The sequence below is a fragment of the Micromonospora sp. MA102 genome (genome assembly GCF_025460765.1).
Classification (GTDB): Bacteria; Actinomycetota; Actinomycetes; order Mycobacteriales; family Micromonosporaceae; genus Micromonospora; species Micromonospora halotolerans.
Window position 1 is genome coordinate 442,996 of record NZ_JAMWEG010000002.1, and the last position, 20,076, is coordinate 463,071.

Genomic DNA, 20,076 nt, shown 5'->3' on the forward strand with positions numbered 1-20,076 from the left:
CGTGGCCGTGGCAGGCGTGCCGCTGCGGGTGGTCTCCTACAACATCCACAGCCAGCGGGACGACACCGCGGCGCTGGCCGAGGTCGTCCGGGAGGCCGCGCCGGACGTGGTGGTCGTCCAGGAGGGGCCGCGGCGGTTCCGGTGGCGCCAGAAGTGCGCCACGCTGGCCGACTCGTTCGGGCTGGTCTTCGCGGCCGGCGGCCTGCCGGCGCTGGGCAACGTGCTGCTGACCAGCCTGCGCGTCCGGGTGACGGCCAGCCGCTGCCAGCGCTACCCGCTGACCCCGGGACGGCACCTGCGCGGCGCCGCGTACGCCGAGTGCCTCGTGGTTGGCACCCGGTTCCTGCTGGCCGGCTCGCACCTCTCCACCGACCCGGCGGAGCGGCCCGCCCAGGCGACCGCGTTCAAGCGGGAACTGGCCGCCGCGACGCTGCCCGTGGTGGCCGGCGCCGACCTCAACGAGGGGCCGGACGGGGCGGCCTGGCGGACCGTCGCCGAGGGACTGACCGACGCGGCCGTGGCCGCCGACCGGGCCGACCGGCACACCTTCTCCTGCGCCGACCCGCGGCGGCGCATCGACGCTCTCTTCGTCGACCCGCGCATCACCGTGGTCGACTACGACGTGGTGGACACCCCGCGTACCCGCCGGGCCAGCGACCACTTCCCGGTCCTGGTCGACCTGCTGCTGCCCGCCGGCGACTGAGCCCCCGCCCGCCCCGGCCGGCCCCTGGGGGCTGGACAACGGCGGGCATTGTCGGCAGGATTTCGCACCGACCCGGCACTCGTGCCGCACAAAAGGAGATCTCCCGGTGTCCTCCTCCACCGACCTCGGCCGTCCCGATCCGGACCCGACGGTCGCCCCGACCCGGGACGGCCGCCCGGTCTCCGACCGCGGCGACACCGTCTGCGTCATCGGCGCCGGGGCCAGCGGCCTGACCGCCGTGAAGAACCTCCGCGAGGCCGGCTTCGGCGTGGACTGCTACGAGCGGGAGACCGGCGTCGGCGGGGCGTGGAACTGGCGGCACGACCGCAGCCCGGTCTACGCCAGCACGCACCTCATCTCGTCCCGGCCGTTCACCCAGTTCCCCGACTTCCCGATGCCGGACGAATGGCCGGACTACCCGCACCACGCCCAGCTGCTGTCCTACTTCGAGCGCTACGCCGACCACTTCGACCTGCGCCAGCACGTCTGGTTCGGCACCGAGGTGGTCCGGGTGGAGCCGGTCGAGGGGGACCGCTGGGACGTCACCACCCGCAGCACCGGCGGCTACGGCCCGGAGCGCACCTCCCGCTACGCCGCCGTGGTGCTGGCCAACGGGCACAACTGGTCGCCGAAGCTGCCCCGCTACGAGGGGCTGGAGGAGTTCCGCGGCGAGGTCATGCACGCCTCGTCCTACAAGGACCCGGCGCAGCTGCGCGGCAAGCGGGTGCTGGTGGTCGGCGCCGGCAACACCGGCTGCGACATCGCGGTCGAGGCGGCCCAGCAGGCGTCCCGCTGCTGGCACTCCACCCGCCGCGGCTACTGGTACGCCCCGAAGTACGTCTTCGGCCGCCCCGCCGACCAGGTCAACGACACCCTGCTCGCGTTGCGGGTGCCGCTGCGGGTGCGGCAGTGGCTCTACCACTGGACGCTGCGGCTCACCGTCGGCGACCTGACCCGGTTCGGCCTGCCCCGGCCCGACCACCGGGTCTACGAGACCCACCCGATCGCCAACAGCCAGCTCGTCTACTACGTGGGCCACGGCAGGGTCAGCCCGGTGCCGGACGTCGCGCGGTTCGGCGACCGCACGGTCGTGCTGGCCGACGGCCGCGAGATCGACCCGGAGCTGGTCGTCTTCGCCACCGGCTACCTGCCGCGCTTCGAGTTCCTGGAGGGCCGGGTGCTCGGCGACGCGGACGGCTCGGGCCGGCCCCGGCTCTGGCTGAACGCGTTCGCCGCCGGCCACCCCACCCTGGCCGTGGTGGGCCTGGTGCAGCCGGACTCCGGCATCTTCCCCATCTCGCACTGGCAGAGCGTGCTCTTCGCCCGGCTGCTCACCCTGCGCGCCACCCGCCCGGACCGGGCCGCCGCGTTCGGCAAGCGGGTCACGGCCGGCCTCGGCGAGCGGTACTCGGGCCGGGTGAAGGACAGCACCCGGCACTGGTTCGAGGTCGGGCACGCCGACTACCTGCGCGCGCTCCAGCGGGCGCTCCACGACCTGGAGGACAAGTGAGCGCGAGGAACGCCGCGCGGCGTGGTCCCGCAGTCGCGAGCGAAGGGCCGACCCGGTGACCGCCGAGCGGGTGCGGGTCGTCCGGGGCTGGGAGTGGGCCCGTCCGGAGCGGCCGGCCCGCCGCGAGGTCGTCGCGGCGGTGCCCGAACTCGACCAGGCGAAGCCGCCCCTGCTGTTCGTGCCCGGCTTCGGCCACGGGGCGTGGGCGTTCGCCGAGCACTGGCTGGGGCACGCCGCCGGCCGCGGCTTCCCGGCGTACGCGCTGAGCCTGCGGGGGCACGGCGGCAGCGAACCGGCGCCGGGGGCGACGCTGCGGTCGTACACCCATGACGTGGTCCAGGTGGCGGCGAGCCTGCCGCGGCAGGCGGTGCTGGTGGGGCACGGCGCCGGCGCCCGGGTGGTCGCCCACGCCCTGGCCCGCTACCCGGCCCGGGCGGCGGTGCTGGTGGCGCCGGTGCTCGGCGGCTGGGGCACCCTCGGCACGGCGCTGCGCCGCAACCCGGCCGGCACGGTGCCCGCCGTGTTCGGCGCCGGCCTGCGCCTGAACCGCCGGCAGCTGTTCAGCCGGGAACTGCCCGACGCCGACGCCCGCCGGCACCTCGCCCGGCTGGGCCGGGCCGGCCGCCGGGCGCAGTGGCAGCTGCTCACCGGCCGGCAGCCGGAGCCGGCGGTGGGTCGCCCGCCGGTGCTGGTGCTGGGCAGCCCCGACGACCGGGTGGTGCCGCCGGCCGCGCTGACCCGGGCGGCCCGCCGCTACGCCTCGGCCCCGCTGCTGTTCCCCGGCATGGGGCACGACCTCATGCTCGACGCCCGCTGGCGGGAGCCGGTCGACGCGATCCTCGACTGGCTGGAGAAGGACCCGGCGCCCGCCGCCGGCTGAGCGCCGGCGCGGGTCACTCGGCGCCGGCGAGCCGGGTGACCAGCGATCCGCTCTCGTCCAGGGCGCGCAGGTAGGACCGGGCCCAGGCGTGGATGTCGTTGCGGCCCAGGTGCTCCCGCATGGCCCGCATCCGGGCCGCGACGTCCTCGGGCGCGGCCCGCAGGGCGGCCAGCAGCGCGGCCTTGAGCCCGTCCAGGTCGTGCGGGTTGACCAGGTACGCCTGCTCCAGCTCGGCGGCCGCCCCGGCGAACTCGCTGAGCAGCAGCGCGCCGGTGCCGTCGACCCGGGCGGCCACGTACTCCTTGGCCACCAGGTTCATCCCGTCCCGCAGCGGCGTCACCGCCATCACGTCGGCGATCCGGTAGAGGGCGACCAGCTCGGTGCGGTCGAAGGGCTGGCTGAGGTAGTGGATGGCCGGCTCACCGACCCGGCCGAACTCGCCGTTGATCCGGCCGACCTGGTGCTCGACCCGGTCGCGGAGGATCTGGTACTGGCTCACCCGGTCCCGGCTGGGCACCACCACCTGCACCAGCACGGTGTCCCGGACCTTGACGTCCCCGCTGGTCAGCAGCTCGTGGTAGGCCTTGAGCCGCTGCTCGATGCCCTTGGTGTAGTCCATCCGGTCGACGCTGAGCACGACCCGCTCCGGGTCGCCGAGATCCTGGCGCAGCCGCCGGGCCCGGTCGGCGACGTCGGGCCGGGCGGCGAGCGCGCCCATCTCGGCGGCGTCGATGGAGACCGGGAAGGCGCCGATCCGGACCACCCGCTCGCCGACGCCGATCCGCCGGTCGGTGGCGGGCAGGTCGAGCACCCTCGTGGCGAGCTGGGCGAAGTTGTGCGCGGCCTGGGCGCGCTGGAAGCCGATCAGGTCGGCGCCGAGCATCCCGCGCAGCAGCTCGGCCCGGCGGGGGAGCTGCATGAACAGCTCCGGCGGCGGGAACGGCACGTGCAGGAAGAAGCCGATCCGCAGGTCGGGGCGGAGGTCGCGGAGCAGCCCCGGCACGAGCTGGAGGTGGTAGTCCTGCACCCAGACCAGCCCGCCGGGCTCGGCCGCCTCGGCGGCGGCCTCCGCGAACCGCTGGTTGACCCGCTGGTACGCCTCCCACCAGCGCCGGTGGTATTCCGGCTGCTCGACGGCGTCGTGGTAGAGCGGCCAGAGGGTGGCGTTGGCGAAGCCCTCGTAGTGGTCGCGGAAGTCCTCGCCGCTGAGCGCGACGGCGCGCATGCGGACCCCGTCGACGTCGGGCAGGTGCGGGGCCGGGCCGGTGCCGCCGGCCCAGCCCACCCAGGTCGCCGGCGTGTGCCGGAGCAGGGGGTGCAGGGCGCTCATCAGGCCGCCGGGGCTGCGGCGCCACTCGAAGGCGCCGTCCGGCGCCACACTGTCGTCGATGGGGAGGCGGTTGGCGACCACCACGAGGGGACTCTGTCGCATCTCGGGCATTCCGATCTGCAGAGACCGACCACCGGAGGAGGCGCACAACCCGGACAGCCGGTGCGGGAAGTGACGTTCAGCGGTATTCCTACTGACAGTAAGTTACACCCCTGTTACGCGGTCGGCCCGGGACGCGCGCGTCCCGGCATCCGGGCGCCGGGTGCCGGGTGCCCGCCCGGGTCAGACGACGGCGCCGTCGTCCGGGTCGTGCTCGTCGGAGTCGCCGGGGCGCAGCCGCCAGATCAGCATCACGAAGCCGGCCAGGATGCCGGTGAAGCCGAGCAGGGTCACCACCGACGGGTCGACCACCGACAGCACGGTGGGCGACAGGAACAGCAGGAACCCGACCACGATGCAGAGCACGCCCAGCACCGCGTACTTCGAGAAGCGCGGCAGCGGGGGCGGCGGTGGTGGGGTGAAGTGCTCCTCGTCCTCGTCGCCGGGCAGGTCGGCGCCGAAGGTGTCCAGGCCGTCCAGGAGCGAGGGCTCGTCCTGCCGCCCTCGGCTCAGCGAGATGCCGGAGACATCGGCCGCGTAGGGCAGCCTGCGCACGTCGGTGGCGGTCGGACCGGCGGTCTCCTCGGCGCGGCCCGGTGCGCCGCCGCCGGGGGTGGTCGGGTCCACCGGCTCGTCGACGTCCTCGGCGGCGGGCCAGGGGTGGCTCCCGGCGCTCGGCGCGGTGTGGAAACCGGCGACGATCTTCGCCCACTCGGCCTCGATGTCCGGCTCGTCGTCGCGGGCCGGCTCGCGGCCCTCCTCGTCGGTGAGCTGGGTGAGGTAGTCGCGGGCGGTGGTCAGGTGGGAGCGGTCGACGTAGAGCCGGTCGACCGGCCGGGACGGGACGGTGGTGGTGCGGGTCACCGGGTTGAGGTCGGCCGAGGGCTGGAGGTAGGCGGCGATCCCGCCCGCGGCGAGCACGTCGAGCAGGTGCTCACCGACGCGCGGATCGACGTCGCCCGCGACCGCGTACTCGGCCGCGTCGAGCCCGTTGTCCCGCCGTCCCCGACGGGGACCACCCCCTGACACCGGACACCCCCTTCGCCGCATCGTCGTGCCCTGAATCCTGACACGCCGGGACCCGGTTCCGGGAGTGCGTTGTGGCGTGCCGCTCCCTGTTCGTACGCTCTTCCCCGACAGTCCCGCTCGCCGACGGCGCCTCGGGCACGGTCCCGGCGGCCCCGGCGACCGCCGCCCCTCACGCTCCCGCCTGGAAGGACCCCGGTGCTGTACTGGCTGCTGAAGTACATCATCCTCGGCCCGCTGCTGAGGTTGATCTTCCGCCCGCAGGTGGAGGGGCTGGAGAACGTCCCGGAGGACGGCCCGGTGATCCTGGCCAGCAACCACCTCTCGTTCTCGGACTCGATCTTCACCCCGCTGATCGTCAAGCGCAAAGTGACATTCATCGCGAAAGCCGAATACTTCACCGGCAAGGGCCTCAAGGGCTGGCTGACCAAGATGTTCTTCGTCGGCTCCGGCACCATCCCGGTGGACCGCTCCGGCGGCCGGGCGGCCCGCGCCGCCCTGGACACCCAGCTCGACGTGCTGCGCTCCGGCGGCATCGCGGGCATCTACCCGGAGGGCACCCGCTCGCCGGACGGCCGGCTCTACCGGGGCAAGACCGGGGTGGCCCGGCTCGCCCTGGAGAGCGGCGCCCCGGTCGTGCCGATGGCCATGCTCAACTCCGACGCCATCCAGCCGACCGGCCAGATCGTCCCCAACCTCGGCCGGGTGCGGATCCGCTTCGGCGCCCCGCTCGACTTCTCCCGCTACGCCGGGATGTCCGGCGACCGGTTCGTCGAGCGCGCCGTCACCGACGAGATCATGTACGAGCTCATGGAACTCTCCGGCCGCGAGTACGTGGACGTGTACGCGCAGAAGGCGAAGGCCCGGCCCCGCGAGCCGGTGCCCGCCTGAGTCAGCCGGCCCCGGCGATCCGGAGCAGGCCGGCGGCGGCGTGCCGTTCGGCGAACGCGCGCACCGTCGCCAGCGTCTCCGCCGCGGCCGCCGGATCCACCTCGGTCAGCGGCCCCACCGCGAGGGCGGACGCGATGACGTGGTCGGTGACGTCGGTCATCTCCGCGTAGCTCTCCGCCGCCGCGCGGAACAGCCTGGCGGCCCGCCGCGTGTCGCCGTCCCGCCGGGCCAGCGCCGCGTCGGCGGACCGGCCGGCTGCCTGCGCCCAGCGCGTCGTGCGCGGCGCGCGGGCCAGCAGGTCTCGGACCAGGAGCGCCGCTTCGTCACCGAGCACCCCCGCCACGTGCCCGACCGCCGGCACCCACTCCGCGAACGGGATCATCCGGGTCCGCCGCCAGTCGGCGTCGAGTTCGGCGAGCAGCGCCAGCGCCTCGTCCCGGCGGCCCTGCACCGCGCGGCACAACGCGGCGTGCGCGACGGTCGACCGCAGCACCCGGAGGAAGCCGCTGCGCCGGGCGGCGATCAGCGCCTGGTCCACCAGGTCGGCGCCCGCCTCGTCCGTGCCGTCGCCGGCGGGCGCGTCGCCGAGCGCGCGGATCCAGCCGGAGACCGCCACGATGTGCAGGTCCCATTCGTCGGTGGGGCGTCGGATCGACCCCTCGGCCATCCGCAACGCCGCGGTCCAGTCTCCGCTGTAGTACGACCGGGTCCACTGGTCGGCGAAGCTCACCGTGAGGCCGTGCTCGCCGGCCAGGTCCAGCGAGCGCTGCTCGTCGACCAGGCGGGCCGAGCCGGTCAGGTCGCCCTCCTCCTGCAGCGCCCAGGCCAGGTTGTGCACCGCGCGCCGACGGCTGGTCAGCCGCTCCACCCGGCACTCCTCGGTCACCTCGGCGAGCTCGGCGTACGCCCCCTCGACGCCGGCCTGGTAGCGCGCCACCGCCAGGGTGATCCGGGCGTTCGCCCGCGCCTCACGCAGCTCCAGCCGCTCGGCCAGTTCGGCGGCGGCCTTGGCGGCGGCGCACGCGGGCTCGGCCTCCGCGTCGAGCATGTGCATCCGGGCCAGCTCCAGCAGGGCGCCGACCTTGTCCTCGCTGTCCGGCAGCTCGGCGTGCAGCCGGATCGCCCGGTCCAGGCAGCGCAGCGTCTCCGACCGGTCCGCCCGGGCCCACGCCGCGGTGGCCAGCAACCGCCACGCCTTCGCCGCGCCCGGCAGGTCGCCCGCCCCCGCCAGCCGGTCGGCCAGCGAGGTGAGCGAGTCGGTCCCCCCGCCCACCAGGAACCCGTCGCGGTCTCGGTAGAACGCCAGCTCCGCCTCGAACAGTTCGAGGGACGGGTCCGGTCCGCAGTCCACCGCCAGCGCGCGGCCGACAAGCGTGGCCGCGGTGTCCAGCGCGTGCAGCGCGTACGCCCGCCGGGCGGCCCGGTGCAGCGCGCTCCGGGTGGCCGGGGCGTACGGGGTCGGGTCGAGGCCGACCGTGCGGGCGATCTCGTGCGCCGCCCACCGGTGGTTCGCCAGCACCTCGGCCCGGTCGTGCTGCCGTCCGTCGGCCAGCTGCTCGAGCCAGTCGGCGGTGCGCTGGTGCCGGGTGACCCGCTCCGCCCGGGGCAGCCGCTGGTAGCAGACGTCCCGCACCAGGATGTGCCGGAACCGGTACTCGGGCTGGCCCGGCATGGACGAGGCGGGCAGCTCGTAGACGAGGTCGCGCCGCTGGAGGCGGTGCAGCGCCCGCTCCACCCACTCCGCGGGCCGGCCCAGGGCCAGGGCCACCGGCGCCGCCCAGAACTGCACGCCCACCACCGAGGCGGCCTGGAGGACCGCCCGGTCGGCCGGGTCGAGCAGGTCCAGCCGGTTCGCGATGACCGCCTGGACGGTCCGCGGCATCCCCGTCCCGCCCATCGGGTCCAGTGGTGGGAGGGCCGTCGTCCGGTCGACGAGCCCACCGTCGAGCAGCATCCGCGCGTACTCCTGGGCGTACAGCGGGTTGCCGTCGGCGAACTCGAGCAGCGGCCCGCGGGCCTCCGCCGGCAGGGTGGCGTGGCCGAGCAGCAGCGAGTAGAGGGTGTCGATGTCCCCGTCGTGCATGGGCGGCACCGAGATCGACATGGCGCCGCTGATCGTGCCCGTCCACGCCGGGTGCCGCTCACGCAGCTCCGGGCGGGCGGTCGCGATCACCAGCAGCGGCACGTTGCGGGCGGCCGCGCCGAGCTGTTCGACGAAGGAGAGCATCGTCTCGTCCGCCCAGTGCATGTCCTCGAAGACCAGCACCGTGGGACCGGTCGCGGCCAGGTTGAGCAGGAACCGCCGCCAGGCGGCCTCGGTCTCGGCGGAGGTGAGCCGCTCGCCGGCCACGCCGACCAGCGGGCCCAGCGCCTCGGCGAGCCGCACCGCGTGCGGATCGGCCAGCCGGCCCAGCCGGTCCCGCAGGCGCTCGCGCATGGCGGCGGGATCGTCCGACTCGGGCAGCCCGATCCAGCTCCGGACGATGTCGGCCAGGGCGGCGTACGTGACGTTCTCCCCGAACGGCGGGCAGTGCCCGATCAGCCAGGTCACCCGCGCGCCGGGCAGGTTCGCCGCGTGCCGGGCCAGCTCGCGCAGCAGCCGGCTCTTGCCCACCCCCGCCGGCCCGAAGACCGTGAGCAGCTGGGAGGTGCGTTCGGTGACGGTGCGGTGCAGCGCGCTGACCAGCAGGCCCCGCTCGTGGTCCCGGTCGACCATCGGGGTCAGCTCGGCGGTCTGCCCGTCCCGCCGGGGCCGGGCGCGGACGGCCAACCAGAGCCGGGTGACCGCCGACCGCCCCCGCAGCGTGACGGGTGGCTGGTCGGCGTACTCCATCTCGTGGCGGGTGGCCGCCCAGGTGCTCTCGTCGACCACGACGCCGCCGGCGGGCGCCAGCCCCTGCAACCGGGAGGCCGTGTTGACCACGTCACCGGTGACGAACGCCTGGCCGCCGTCGCGGGCGGCGGCGAGGTCGACCAGGGCCTCGCCGGTGGCGATGCCGACCCGGAAGCCGAGCGGCGGGTGCGGGCCGGTCGGCTGCCGGGCCAGGCTCCGTTGCAGCTCCAGGGCCGCCCGTACGCAGCGCAGCGCGTCGTTGTCCGTCGCCACCGGCGCCCCGAACAGCGCCATCACGGCGTCGCCGATGTACTTCTCCACCACGCCGCCGTACTGGTGCACCAACCGGCGCACGGTGCCGAAGTACGCCTGCTGGAGCCCGCGGGCCTGCTCCGGGTCGGCCCGTTCGGCGTAGGTGGTGAAGTCCACGATGTCGATGAAGAGCACGCTGACCTGCCGGCGGTCCTCCTGCACCGAGACGGCGTGGTCGCGCAGCGGCTGCCCGCAGTTGGTGCAGAAGTTCGCCTCGGCGTTGTTGGCGTGACCGCAGCCCGGACAGGTCGCCGCGAGGTGGCGGCCGCAGCCGCCGCAGTAACGGTCGTCCGGCCCGGCAGTCCGGGAGCAGTGTCCACAGGTGAGGTCGATGTCCAGCTCCGTACGCGTGAGGTCCCCATCGTCCCGCGCGACCGTCCAGTCGGGTACCCGACGGGTCGGCGGGACGTCACGGCTGATCGGCCGGGTCTAGTCTTCCGTACCAGGAAGTTCCGTCGACAGGGAGAGTGCCGTGCACGTCCGGCTGTCCGCCTCCTGGACCGATCCACGAGGGACGGTGTGGGCCCCGGGCGACACGGTCGACGTCGACGCTGTCACCCTCGCCGAACTGGAGGAAAAAGGCATGGTAGAGCAGCCCGCGGGCGCTGAGTCGACCAAGACCACGACGACCACCACGACCAAGGAGACCGACCCGCAGAAGATCGGTCCCGGCCCGAGCTCGCCGCCGGCCGACACCTCGGGGAAGTGACCGGACGGTGGGGCCGGCGGTAGTCCCGCCGGCTCCATCGACTGTCCGCGCGGCTCAGGCGACCGCCGCCACGGCGGGCCGCCGCCGCGCGCCGGCGCCGAGGGCGCGGGAGAGCAGTGGTACGACCAGCGCCAGCGTGGCCAGGATGCCGATCCCGGAGACGACCAGCAGCCAGCGGGGCCCGACCGCCCCGAGCAGCGAGGCCCCGGTGAGGTACGCCAGCACCTCGGCCGCGTACGGGAACATGTAGACCGTCCCGAAGACCACGCCCAGCCGTTCGGCCGGCACGTTCTGCTGGATCAGGGTGTCCGCCGCCACGTGGTGCCAACCGGCCCCCGCGCCGGCCAGGGACTGCCCGAGCAGGGCGACCCCGATCGCCGGGCCCACGCCGGTGGCCAGCGTTCCCACGCCGAGTGCGAGCAGGGCCGCGTACAGCACGAGGTCCATCCGGGTGCGGCGCCCGGTCCGGGTGAGCAGCGCCGGCCCGGCCACCATGCCGACGCCGTACGCGGCGCCGAGCAGGCCGATCATCACCTCGGTGGCCGTGAGTTCGCTCCGGGCCAGCGGCACCACCGCGAGGTTGTCCAGAGCCGCGAAGGTCACCAGCACCAGGAACCCGATCGAGACCGCGCGGACCACGTCGCTGCCGCGGACGACCCGCAGGCCGGCGCCGAGCACCCGGCGGAACGGCTCAGCGGCGGATGCCGCCGGTGCGGACAGTGTCCGCACCCCGCCGATCAGCAGGGCGGACAGGACGAAGGTGGCGGCGTCGACGAGCAGCGTCGCGGTCAGCCCGACCGTGGCCAGGAGCAGGCCGCCGACGGCGGGACCGGCCGCGAAGCCGATGTTCATGCCGACCGCGAGTTGCGCGTTGGCCGCCGGCAGCCGGTCGGGTTCGACGAGCCGGGGCAGCAGGCTGCGACCGGCCGGGGTGAAGGCGGTGGCCGCCACGGTCGCGGCGGTGACGGCCCCGAGCAGCACCGGCAGCGGGGGCATGACCAGCGCCACGGCCAGATAGATCAGCGCCTGGGCGACGTCGCAGCACACGATCAGCCGGCGCTGGTCGAACCGGTCGGCGAGCGCGCCGAGCAGGGGGCCGAGCAGTCGCGGCGCGGTGGTGGCCAGCAGCAGCAGGGCGACGGCCGTTCCGCCGTACGCGTCGTAGGCCGCGATCAGCAGTGCGGTACGGGCGAGCTGGTCGCCGGCGTACGACACGAGGCGTGCCGACCAGTAACGACGAAAGGCGATATTGCCGCGGATCAGTGACATGCCCGTCAACTCCTCGCTCCGGCAGGTGTGTCCGGTGGGGCCCCGCGCAGGGGCGTGCCGGACCACGCTGGCAGGGAGCGTCGACGAAGGACAACGGCCCTTCGGGCAGTGATTAGTGTATATATGTCTATTTTATGCCGATCGTCCCTCCCGTAGCGTCGGTGCTGCGCCAGCAACCAGAACGACGACCCGGGAGGCACGATGTCCACCTCGACGAACGCCACGACCGACACGACGACCGGCTGGGCCGGACCGGGCTACTGGGCGGGGCCCGGCTACTGGGCGGGCCCGACCCGCGGGTGGGTCGGCCCGACCCGCCGCTGGGCCGGCCCCGGCTACTGGGCGGGCCCGACCCGCTGAACCCACGCCGCCACCACGGTCACGCCGGCTGCCGAGGCAGCCGGCGCAGCCGTGCGTGGGGACGGGGACGCCGCACCGCCCCGGCGAGCGGTCGGGCGCGAGACCGGGGGGGCGGCCTGGAGCGGTGGTGAGGTGCCGACGCCCCCGGGAATCGCCGCCGTCCTGCGGAGTTCCGCGGGGCCCGGCGGTCATGTCGTCCGGTCAGCGGTCGTTCATGCCGGCGCGGCGGCGCAGCGCGGCCACGTCGGTGACCACGATCCGGCGGCCCTCCGTGCGCAGCCAGCCGCGGCTGGCGAAGGAACCGATGGCCTGGTTGACGCTCTGTCGCGAGCCGCCGGCCATCTCGGCGAGCTGGCTCTGGTTGAGCTCGATGGTGATCATCGGCGCCTGGCTCTCGCCGGCCAGCCGGACCAGCGTCTTGGCCACCCGGCCCGGCAGGTCGAGAAAGACGTGGTCGGCGTTCTGCTCGGTGAGCCGCCGGATCAGCTGGCCGAGGGAGCGCATCACCGCGTCGAGGATGCGCGGATTGGAGTGCACCAGCTCCATGAAGGCCGGCCGGGACAGCGCCAGCGCGGCGCAGTCCTCGATCGCCTCGGCCGACGCCGACCGGGTGGAGGCGTCCAGCAGGGAGACCTCGCCCAGCACATCCGGCGGTCGGATGACCGACAGCACCGCGCGCTCGCCGGTCGGGGCGGTGCGGAACACCGCTACCGCGCCTCGGCGCAGCACGATCAGCGACTCGCCGGGGTCGTTCTCGACGAACAGCAACTGGCCCTTGCGGTAGGTGCGCGGCACCGCCGCGGCGATGACCCGCTGCCGCACCTCCGGCTCCAGCCCGGCGAACATCTCGACGCCCGTGAGCGCGTCACCCGGCTCCGGCAGGCGCATCTCCACGGCCCAACCCCTCCCCGGTCAAGGACCACAACCCGCACACCGGGTGAACCTGGCATCCCGGCACGAGGCATCTCAACCGGTTCGGCGTCCGGTAGCGGTACACATCAGATCATGACGGTCCCGTCGCGTGCTGTACACCCCTGGAGACACTTCCGTGACCGTCCCCAGCTGCGGTGGCCTGCCGTCCCGTTCGGCGCCGGCCCCGGCGACCGCCCGGTGACGGCGGTGGGCGAGGATGGTGCCGATGGCCTACCGCTACTTCTACGACTGCGAGTTCATCGAGGACGGCCGGATCGTCGACCTGGTGTCGATCGGCGTCGTCGACGAGCACGGCCGCGAGTTCTACGCGGTCTCCACCGAGTTCGACGACTCCCGGGCGGTGCCCTGGGTGCGCCGCAACGTGCTGGACAAGCTCCCCTCGCCGGCCGACCGCGCCTGGCGGTCCCGGGAGCGGATCCGCGACGACCTCTACGAGTTCCTGATGGCGCCGGTCCGGGACCGGCCGGGGGAGCAGCTGGAGCTCTGGGCCTGGTACGCGGCGTACGACCACGTCGTGCTGGCCCAGCTCTGGGGGGCGATGCCGGCGCTGCCCCGGGAGATCCCACGGTTCACCAAGGAGCTGCGCCAGCTCTGGGACGACCGGGGCCGGCCGCGGCTGCCGGAGGCCGAGGCGGGCCGGCACGACGCGCTGGTCGACGCTCGGCACAACCTGGCCCGCTGGCGGGCCATGACCACCCGGTGACCTGTCGACAGGTTTGACCGTTTCTGTCGCGGGCACGGTTCGGCTCGAACCGATCGCGAGGGAGGGGCGCATGAGCCAGCAGCCGACCAGCGCCGAGGATGGCCGCCGCCGGGTCACCGAGCTGATCCGCGACGCGCGAATCTGCCTGCTGACCACCACCGCAGTCGACGGGCGGCTGGTGAGCCGCCCGATGGGGCTCCAGGAGGCGGGGTTCGACGGCGACCTGTGGTTCTTCGCGTACGCGGACTCCGCGAAGGTCCGCCAGATCCGGGTCAACCCGCAGGTCAACGTCGGTTTCTCCGACCAGCGGCACCACGCCTGGGTGTCGGTGGCCGGCACGGCCGTCGAGCAGTGGGACCGGGCCCGGGCCGAGCGGCTGTGGAACCCGCTGCTGAAGGCGTGGTTCCCGGACGGGCTGGACACCCCGGGCATCACGCTGATCCGGGTGCACGCCGGCTCGGCCGAGTACTGGGACGCGCCGGGCAACAGGGTGGTGAACCTGCTCGGCCTCGCCCGGGCGGCGGTCACCGGGCAGCCGCCGGAGGCGGGGGAGAACCACGAGGTCAGCTACTGAACGGTAGCCGGCCGAGGTGCGGGACGGGCCGGGGCGCGGTGCCGGCGGACAGCCACGCCGACTACAGTGCGCAGTGACGGCCCGCCCCGGGCCGGCAACGGCGCCGATGGTCTGATCTGACACATATCCTGGGGCTTATCCGGGCTTCACCTGATGCTCCAGGAGGATGAGCAGATCATGCGTATCGGCGTGCTCACCGGCGGCGGCGACTGCCCTGGTCTCAATGCGGTGATTCGGGCGGTGGTCCGCAAGGGCGTCGCCACCTACGGTCACGAGTTCGTGGGCTTCCGGGACGGCTGGAAGGGCCCGCTGGAGGGTCTGTCCAGGCCGCTCGGCATCGCGGACGTCCGTGGCATCCTGCCGCGCGGCGGCACCATTCTCGGCTCGTCCCGGACCAACCCGTTCAAGATCGACGGCGGCGTGGAGCGGATCAAGGACAACCTCGCCGCGCAGGGCGTGGACGCGCTGATCGCGATCGGCGGCGAGGACACCCTCGGGGTCGCCACCAAGCTGCACGAGCTGGGCGTCCACGTCATCGGCGTGCCGAAGACCATCGACAACGACCTCGGCGCCACCGACTACACCTTCGGCTTCGACACCGCCGTCAACATCGCCATGGAGGCGATCGACCGGCTGCACACCACGGCGGAGAGCCACCACCGCACCCTGGTCGTCGAGGTGATGGGCCGGCACGCCGGCTGGATCGCCCTGCACGCCGGCCTCGCCGGCGGCGCCAACGTGATCCTGCTGCCGGAGCGGCAGTTCGACGTCGAGCAGGTCGCCGGCTACGTCGAGAAGCGCTTCCAGCACCAGTACGCCCCGATCGTCGTGGTCGCCGAGGGCGCCCAGCCGCTGGACGGCCAGATGGTGCTGCACAACCAGGAGCTCGACGCGTTCGGCCACGTCCGCCTCGGCGGCATCGGCCAGTGGCTCGCCGAGCAGCTGGAGGCGAAGACCGGCAAGGAGGCCCGCACCGTGGTGCTCGGCCACATCCAGCGCGGCGGCACCCCGACCGCGTTCGACCGGGTGCTCGCCACCCGGCTGGGCCTGCACGCGATCGACGCCGCCAACGAGGGCGACTGGGGCAAGATGGTCGCGATGCAGAGCACGGACATCGTCCGCGTCCCCCTGGCCGAGGCCACCCGGGAGCTGAAGACCGTGCCGCTGGAGCGGTACGCCGAGGCCGAGGTCTTCTTCGGCAGCTGACCGACGGCGGGCGGCGCGGCGGGTCCTCCGGCGAGGCCCCGCCGCGCCGCACCTCCACGAGAGGGGTACGGCTCATGGCACCCGAGGTGCACACGGTCGCGGTGATCGGCGCGGGCAAGATCGGCGAGCTGATGCTCTCCGGGCTGCTCCGCTCCGGCTGGCCGGTCGAGCGGCTGCTGGCCACCGCCCGGCGACCGGCCCGCGCCGAGGAACTGACCGCCCGGTACGGCGTCCGGGTGGTGGACAACCTGACCGCGGTGGACGAGGCCGAGGTGCTCGCCGTCTCGGTCAAGCCGCAGGACGCGGCCGCCCTGCTGGACGAGATCGGCCCGAAGGTGCCGGCCGACAAGCTGGTCATCTCGCTCTGCGCGGGCCTGCCCACCGCCTTCTTCAACCGCCGGCTGCCCGAGGGCACGCCGGTGGTCCGGGTCATGACCAACACCCCGGCGCTGGTCGACGAGGCGATGAGCGCCATCTCGCCGGGCGCGCACGCCACCGGCGCGCATCTGGCCCTGGCCGAGGAGATGTTCAAGCCGCTCGGCGCCACCCTCCGGGTGCCCGAGTCCCAGCAGGACGCGGTGACCGCGCTCTCCGGCTCCGGTCCGGCCTACTTCTACCTGCTGGTCGAGGCCATGATCGACGCGGGCATCCTGCTCGGCCTGCCCCGTCAGGTGGCGCACGAGCTGATCGTGCAGACCGCCATCGGTTCGGCGGTGATGCTGCGCGACTCCGGCGAGCACCCGGTGAAGCTCCGCGAGGCGGTCACCTCGCCGGCCGGCACCACCATCTCCGCCATCCGTGAGCTGGAGAACCACGGCGTCCGGGCGGCCATGCTGGCGGCCCTCGAAGCGGCCCGCGACCGGGCCCGTGAACTCGCCGCCCAGGCCGACTGAGCCACCGCCCCCCGCCACCTGGGCTGGACTGCGGTGTCCGGCGCGAGCCGGAGGTCTCAGCGTGCCCCATACTGGCGCAGTGTTCACTCTCGCCCAGGCGCGACACCTGGTGGCCACCCTGCGGCCGCGCGTCGACGAGCTGATCCGGCACCGCGCCGACCTGGCCGAACTGCGCATCGACCTGGCCGACCACGGGGTCAGCGCCCTCGGTGGGCTGGCCGAGGTGAAGGCCCTGGAGGCCCGGCTGCACGCCGTCGTGGAGGAGTTCCACCAGCACGGCATCCAGGTCAAGGGGATCGCCCCGGTGCTGCTCGACTTCCCCGGCGAGCGGGACGGCCGGGCGGTGCTCTGGTGCTGGCTGGAGGGCGACACCGACATCCGCTGGTACCACCGGGTGGAGTGCGGTTTCGCCGGCCGCCGCCCGGCCTGACCGGCCGGGATCGGCCGCCGTCGGAGCCGACCCGCCGGGCCCGCCGCCGTCCGGTCCGACCCCGTCAGGCCAGGGTGGCCAGCACGGCCGGCGCGACGTTGCCGCCGCTGAGCACCAGGACGGTCCGCTCGCCGGGCGTCACCTCGACCAGCCCGGCCCGCAGCGCCGCCAGGGTGACCGCGGCGGCCGGCTCCACCAGCAGCTTCGTGGCCTGCACCAGCTCGGCCCAGGCGGGCAGGACGGCCGCTTCGGGCACCTCCACCACGGCGTCGACCAGCGCCCGGACGTGCGCCAGGGTGTGCCGCCCGGCGAACGGGGCGGCCAGGCCGTCGGCCACCGAGGCGGGGCGGAACGGCGGGGTGGGCGTCCCGGTCCGCAGGGCGTACGACATGGCGTTGGCCCCGTCCGGCTCCACCCCGACGATCCGGGTGCCCGGTGACCCGGCCCGGATCGCCGCGGCGATCCCGCTGATGAGTCCGCCGCCGCCCACCGGCACGAGCACCAGGTCCGGCGGCGGGCCGTCGGCCAGGATCTCCCGCCCGACGGTGGCCTGACCGGCGATCACGTCCGGGTCGTCGAAGGGCGCGAGGAGGTGGAAGCCGCGCTCGGCGTTGATCGCCTCGGCGGTCGCCAGCAGGTCGTCGGTGAGCACCGCCTCGGCGCCGAGCCGGCGGACCGTGGCCAGCTTGCCGGGCACCGCGTGCGGCGGCATGCAGACCACCGCGGGCAGCCCGGCGGCGCGGGCCACGTGTGCCACCGCGATCGCGTGGTTGCCGGCGGAGAACGCCACCAGCCCGGCCGGTGTGCCGGCGCGCTCGGCGTGGGCGAGCAGCGCGTTGGTGGCGCCACGCACCTTGAAGCTTCCGGTGTGCTGGAGGTTCTCGGCCTTCACGGCCAGCCGGAGGCCCAGCTCGGCGCCGAGGACCGGCGCGTCCAGCAGCGGGGTGCGGACCACCCGCCCGTCGAGGCGCCGTTCGGCCGCCGTCATGTCGTCCCCGGTGATCAACCGCACCCGCCGAGCCTAGCCCGCGCCGCGTGATGACGAAAACCTTCAGTAATGGTTACTGCCTCGGCAACCATTTGTAGCGATAAGCGTCTATCGGCAACCGGCGCGAAACGATGATCTTTCGCGGGCATCCGATTCATTGATATCTATCTCCCACCACCACTTCCCACCCCCAGGAGTGCGACGTGCGGAGATCCCGTCTTGCCACCCTCGCCCTGACCCTGGCCGCCTCGTTCGGCATCACGCTGACCCTGGCCGCTCCCGCCCAGGCGGCCCCGACCGACCGCTACGTCGCTCTCGGCGACTCGTACGCCTCCGGCGTCGGCGCCGACAGCTACACCTCCGAGAGCGGGTCCTGCCTGCGCAGCAACAACGCCTACCCGGCGCTCTACAACACCAACATCAGGCCGGCCTCGTACCGGTCGGTCGCCTGCTCCGGCGCGACCACCACGGACGTCATCAACAACCAGCTCTCGGCACTGTCCTCGACCACCACGCTGGTCAGCGTCACCATCGGCGGCAACGACGTCGGCTTCTCCAGCATCATGAGCACCTGCGTGCTCCAGGGGGAGACCCAGTGCGTGGCGGCGATCCAGGCCGCCGAGGACAAGGCCCGCACGCAGCTTCCCGGCAAGCTGGCGAACGTCTACAACGGCATCCGGAGCCGCGCACCCTCCGCCCGGGTCGTGGTCGTGGGCTACCCGGTCTTCTACCAGCTCGGCACGGTCTGCGTCGGGCTCAGCGCCACCTCCCGGGCGAAGATCAACGAGGGGATCAATCTGGTCGACGACATCACCCGCACGGCGGCGACCTCGGCCGGCTTCACGTTCGCCGACGTCCGCTCGATCTTCGTGGGCCACCAGCTGTGCAGCTACGGCGAGAAGTGGCTGCACGCTTTGAACGTCCTGAACCTCACCGTCTCGTACCACCCCACGGCCGCGGGGCAGTCCGGCGGCTACTACCCGGTGTTCCGCTCCGCCGCGGGCTGACCCGGCGCGGGGCCCGGGGCGCGGACACCCCGGGCCCCCGTCGCCGGCTCAGTGGAGCAGGTACGGGCGCCGCTGCCGCTCGAAGGCCGCAAGCTCGTCGGCCCAGGCGCCGACCACGTCGTCCACCTCGGCTCCGGCGTCGATCATCGTGCGCAGCCGGGGCGAGCCGGTCAGCTTGTCCACCCAGTACGGCCGGACGGCGTCGTACGAGTCGAACCGCCACGCGAACGCCGGGTACTTCCGCGCCTCCACCAGCATGGCCACCGCGGTGCGGATCGGGTCGTACGCGGACCGGTCGACGACCTTGACCTCGACGCCGGCGCAGAGCTTGTTGAGCAGGGCCGGCTTCTGCCCCGCGGCCGTCGGGGAGAAGTAGGCCTCGCGGAACTCGACACCCGGCAGGTTCCGGGCGTTGAGCCGGTCTCCCCAGTGGTGGTCGAAGTCGTCGGCGAGCCCGCCGATCAGCTCGAACGGCCGGCAGGTGCCCCGCCCCTCGGTGATCGAGGCGACGCCCTCGAACAGGCAGGTGCCGGGGTAGACCAGCGCGGTGTCCGGCGTCGGCATGTTCGGGCTGGGCATTACCCACGGCAGGTCGGTGTCGGCGGCGAGCCGGTCACGCTTCCAGTTCCGGCACCGGACCACCTCCAGCTCGACCGGGCGGCCGGCGTCGGTGGGCAGGAACTCCGCGTTGAAGAACCGGGCCAGCTCGCCGACGGTCATGCCGTGCTGCTGGACGATCTCCTTCAGGCCCACGCCGGACGTGAAGGCGGGCGTCATCATGGGTCCGCGCGCCCGCCCGCCCACCGGGTTGGGCCGGTCGAGCACGACGTACCGCTTGCCGACCCGGGCCGCGGCGACCATCGACGTGTACATCGTCCAGATGTACGTGTAGAAGCGGGCGCCCACGTCCTGGATGTCGAAGACGACCGTGTCGACGCCGGCGGTCGTGAACAGGCTCTCCCACTTGGCCTGGCTGGCGCCGTACGCGTCGTAGACCGTGATGCCGGTGCGGGCGTCCGTCCCGGTGCCCTCGCTGCCGCCGGCCTGGGCGGAGCCGCGGAAACCGTGTTCGGGGCCGAACGCGGCGACGACCCGCACGCCGCCCGACTCGTGCATGAGGTCGACCAGGTGCCGGTAGGCCGAGTCCACGCCCGTGGGGTTGGACACCACCCCCACCCGCTGGCCGGCCAGTGCGGCGAATCCGGAATCGACAAGCACATCCAGGCCGGTGGCCACCCGGCGGATGCCGGGCACGGCCTGCCCTGGCGTGCCCGGGCCTGTCGCGACCACCGCGCCCGCGGTGACCGCGCCCGCGCCGGCCAGGAACCTTCTGCGCTCCATCATGACCTCCTCGTCCCGGGGGTCATTGAAACTTAGCTACAGCTCGATGGGCGGTCAAGGAAGGTTCCCTACAAGGCGA

The 20,076-nt window shown here is 73.9% G+C and carries 19 protein-coding genes; 12 read left to right on the plus strand and 7 right to left on the minus strand.

What is annotated here, in order from left to right; all coding sequences use genetic code 11:
• The first annotated feature begins 1 nt into the window (after position 1).
• From NFX44_RS05470 to NFX44_RS05480, 3 genes are all read left to right on the plus strand, one after another.
• Positions 2–703, plus strand: coding sequence for an endonuclease/exonuclease/phosphatase family protein (locus NFX44_RS05470; RefSeq protein WP_262282386.1), 702 nt, complete (start codon positions 2–4; stop codon positions 701–703).
• 106 nt (positions 704–809) lie between these two features.
• Entirely contained in the window at positions 810–2,213 is a 1,404-nt protein-coding gene (locus tag NFX44_RS05475; protein ID WP_262282387.1) for an NAD(P)/FAD-dependent oxidoreductase, read from the plus strand.
• A gap of 55 nt (positions 2,214–2,268) precedes the next feature.
• A complete protein-coding gene (locus NFX44_RS05480; RefSeq protein ID WP_262282388.1) occupies positions 2,269–3,093 on the plus strand; it encodes an alpha/beta hydrolase in 825 nt (274 codons plus the stop codon).
• 13 nt (positions 3,094–3,106) lie between these two features.
• Here NFX44_RS05480 and NFX44_RS05485 read toward each other — a convergent pair whose 3' ends face one another.
• The gene (locus NFX44_RS05485) at positions 3,107–4,525 is read right to left on the minus strand and encodes a trehalose-6-phosphate synthase (protein WP_262282389.1); all 1,419 of its coding nucleotides are present in this window, start codon (positions 4,523–4,525) and stop codon (positions 3,107–3,109) included.
• Positions 4,526–4,705: 180 nt separating this feature from the next.
• Positions 4,706–5,551, minus strand: coding sequence for a DUF308 domain-containing protein (locus tag NFX44_RS05490; RefSeq protein ID WP_262282390.1), 846 nt, complete (start codon positions 5,549–5,551; stop codon positions 4,706–4,708).
• 195 nt (positions 5,552–5,746) lie between these two features.
• Between NFX44_RS05490 and NFX44_RS05495 the strand changes: the two genes are divergently transcribed.
• Positions 5,747–6,439, plus strand: coding sequence for a 1-acyl-sn-glycerol-3-phosphate acyltransferase (locus NFX44_RS05495; RefSeq protein ID WP_262282391.1), 693 nt, complete (start codon positions 5,747–5,749; stop codon positions 6,437–6,439).
• A gap of 1 nt (position 6,440) precedes the next feature.
• Here NFX44_RS05495 and NFX44_RS05500 read toward each other — a convergent pair whose 3' ends face one another.
• The gene (locus NFX44_RS05500) at positions 6,441–9,923 is read right to left on the minus strand and encodes an adenylate/guanylate cyclase domain-containing protein (protein ID WP_315974577.1); all 3,483 of its coding nucleotides are present in this window, start codon (positions 9,921–9,923) and stop codon (positions 6,441–6,443) included.
• A 133-nt stretch (positions 9,924–10,056) separates the two neighbouring features.
• Between NFX44_RS05500 and NFX44_RS05505 the strand changes: the two genes are divergently transcribed.
• Entirely contained in the window at positions 10,057–10,293 is a 237-nt protein-coding gene (locus NFX44_RS05505) for a hypothetical protein (protein WP_262282392.1), read from the plus strand.
• A 54-nt stretch (positions 10,294–10,347) separates the two neighbouring features.
• Here the strand turns inward: NFX44_RS05505 and NFX44_RS05510 are convergent, their stop codons facing one another.
• Positions 10,348–11,562 (minus strand): MFS transporter, encoded by a 1,215-nt coding sequence (locus NFX44_RS05510; protein ID WP_262282393.1) that lies wholly within the window; start codon positions 11,560–11,562, stop codon positions 10,348–10,350.
• Positions 11,563–11,763: 201 nt separating this feature from the next.
• Between NFX44_RS05510 and NFX44_RS05515 the strand changes: the two genes are divergently transcribed.
• On the plus strand, positions 11,764–11,922 hold the full coding sequence (locus tag NFX44_RS05515; protein WP_262282394.1) for a hypothetical protein: 159 nt from the start codon (positions 11,764–11,766) through the stop codon (positions 11,920–11,922).
• A 201-nt stretch (positions 11,923–12,123) separates the two neighbouring features.
• Here the strand turns inward: NFX44_RS05515 and NFX44_RS05520 are convergent, their stop codons facing one another.
• On the minus strand, positions 12,124–12,816 hold the full coding sequence (locus NFX44_RS05520; RefSeq protein WP_091268212.1) for a Crp/Fnr family transcriptional regulator: 693 nt from the start codon (positions 12,814–12,816) through the stop codon (positions 12,124–12,126).
• Between the two features lie 244 nt (positions 12,817–13,060).
• Between NFX44_RS05520 and NFX44_RS05525 the strand changes: the two genes are divergently transcribed.
• The 5 genes from NFX44_RS05525 (at position 13,061) to NFX44_RS05545 (ending at position 16,661) form a co-directional block, all read left to right on the plus strand.
• Entirely contained in the window at positions 13,061–13,558 is a 498-nt protein-coding gene (locus tag NFX44_RS05525) for a polyadenylate-specific 3'-exoribonuclease AS (RefSeq protein ID WP_262282395.1), read from the plus strand.
• A gap of 70 nt (positions 13,559–13,628) precedes the next feature.
• Positions 13,629–14,132, plus strand: a complete 504-nt coding sequence (locus NFX44_RS05530; protein WP_262282396.1) for a pyridoxamine 5'-phosphate oxidase family protein — start codon at positions 13,629–13,631, stop codon at positions 14,130–14,132.
• 177 nt (positions 14,133–14,309) lie between these two features.
• Positions 14,310–15,338: a 6-phosphofructokinase gene (locus NFX44_RS05535; protein WP_151461234.1), complete on the plus strand. Its 1,029-nt coding sequence runs from the start codon at positions 14,310–14,312 to the stop codon at positions 15,336–15,338.
• Between the two features lie 74 nt (positions 15,339–15,412).
• Positions 15,413–16,231: a pyrroline-5-carboxylate reductase gene (gene proC, locus NFX44_RS05540; protein WP_107076605.1), complete on the plus strand. Its 819-nt coding sequence runs from the start codon at positions 15,413–15,415 to the stop codon at positions 16,229–16,231.
• A gap of 79 nt (positions 16,232–16,310) precedes the next feature.
• Positions 16,311–16,661, plus strand: a complete 351-nt coding sequence (locus NFX44_RS05545) for a DUF2203 domain-containing protein (RefSeq protein ID WP_262282397.1) — start codon at positions 16,311–16,313, stop codon at positions 16,659–16,661.
• Positions 16,662–16,725: 64 nt separating this feature from the next.
• Here NFX44_RS05545 and NFX44_RS05550 read toward each other — a convergent pair whose 3' ends face one another.
• Complete coding sequence (locus NFX44_RS05550) at positions 16,726–17,673, minus strand: threonine/serine dehydratase (protein ID WP_262282398.1); 948 nt, start codon at positions 17,671–17,673, stop codon at positions 16,726–16,728.
• A 179-nt stretch (positions 17,674–17,852) separates the two neighbouring features.
• Here NFX44_RS05550 and NFX44_RS05555 point away from each other — a divergent pair, with 179 nt between their 5' ends.
• Positions 17,853–18,656 carry an SGNH/GDSL hydrolase family protein gene (locus NFX44_RS05555; RefSeq protein ID WP_262282399.1) on the plus strand — a complete coding sequence of 268 codons (804 nt, stop codon included), beginning with the start codon at positions 17,853–17,855 and terminating at the stop codon, positions 18,654–18,656.
• A 48-nt stretch (positions 18,657–18,704) separates the two neighbouring features.
• On the opposite strand, the gene NFX44_RS05560 is transcribed toward NFX44_RS05555, so the two are convergent.
• The gene (locus NFX44_RS05560) at positions 18,705–19,997 is read right to left on the minus strand and encodes a DUF1343 domain-containing protein (RefSeq protein ID WP_262282400.1); all 1,293 of its coding nucleotides are present in this window, start codon (positions 19,995–19,997) and stop codon (positions 18,705–18,707) included.
• Positions 19,998–20,076 lie beyond the last annotated feature (79 nt).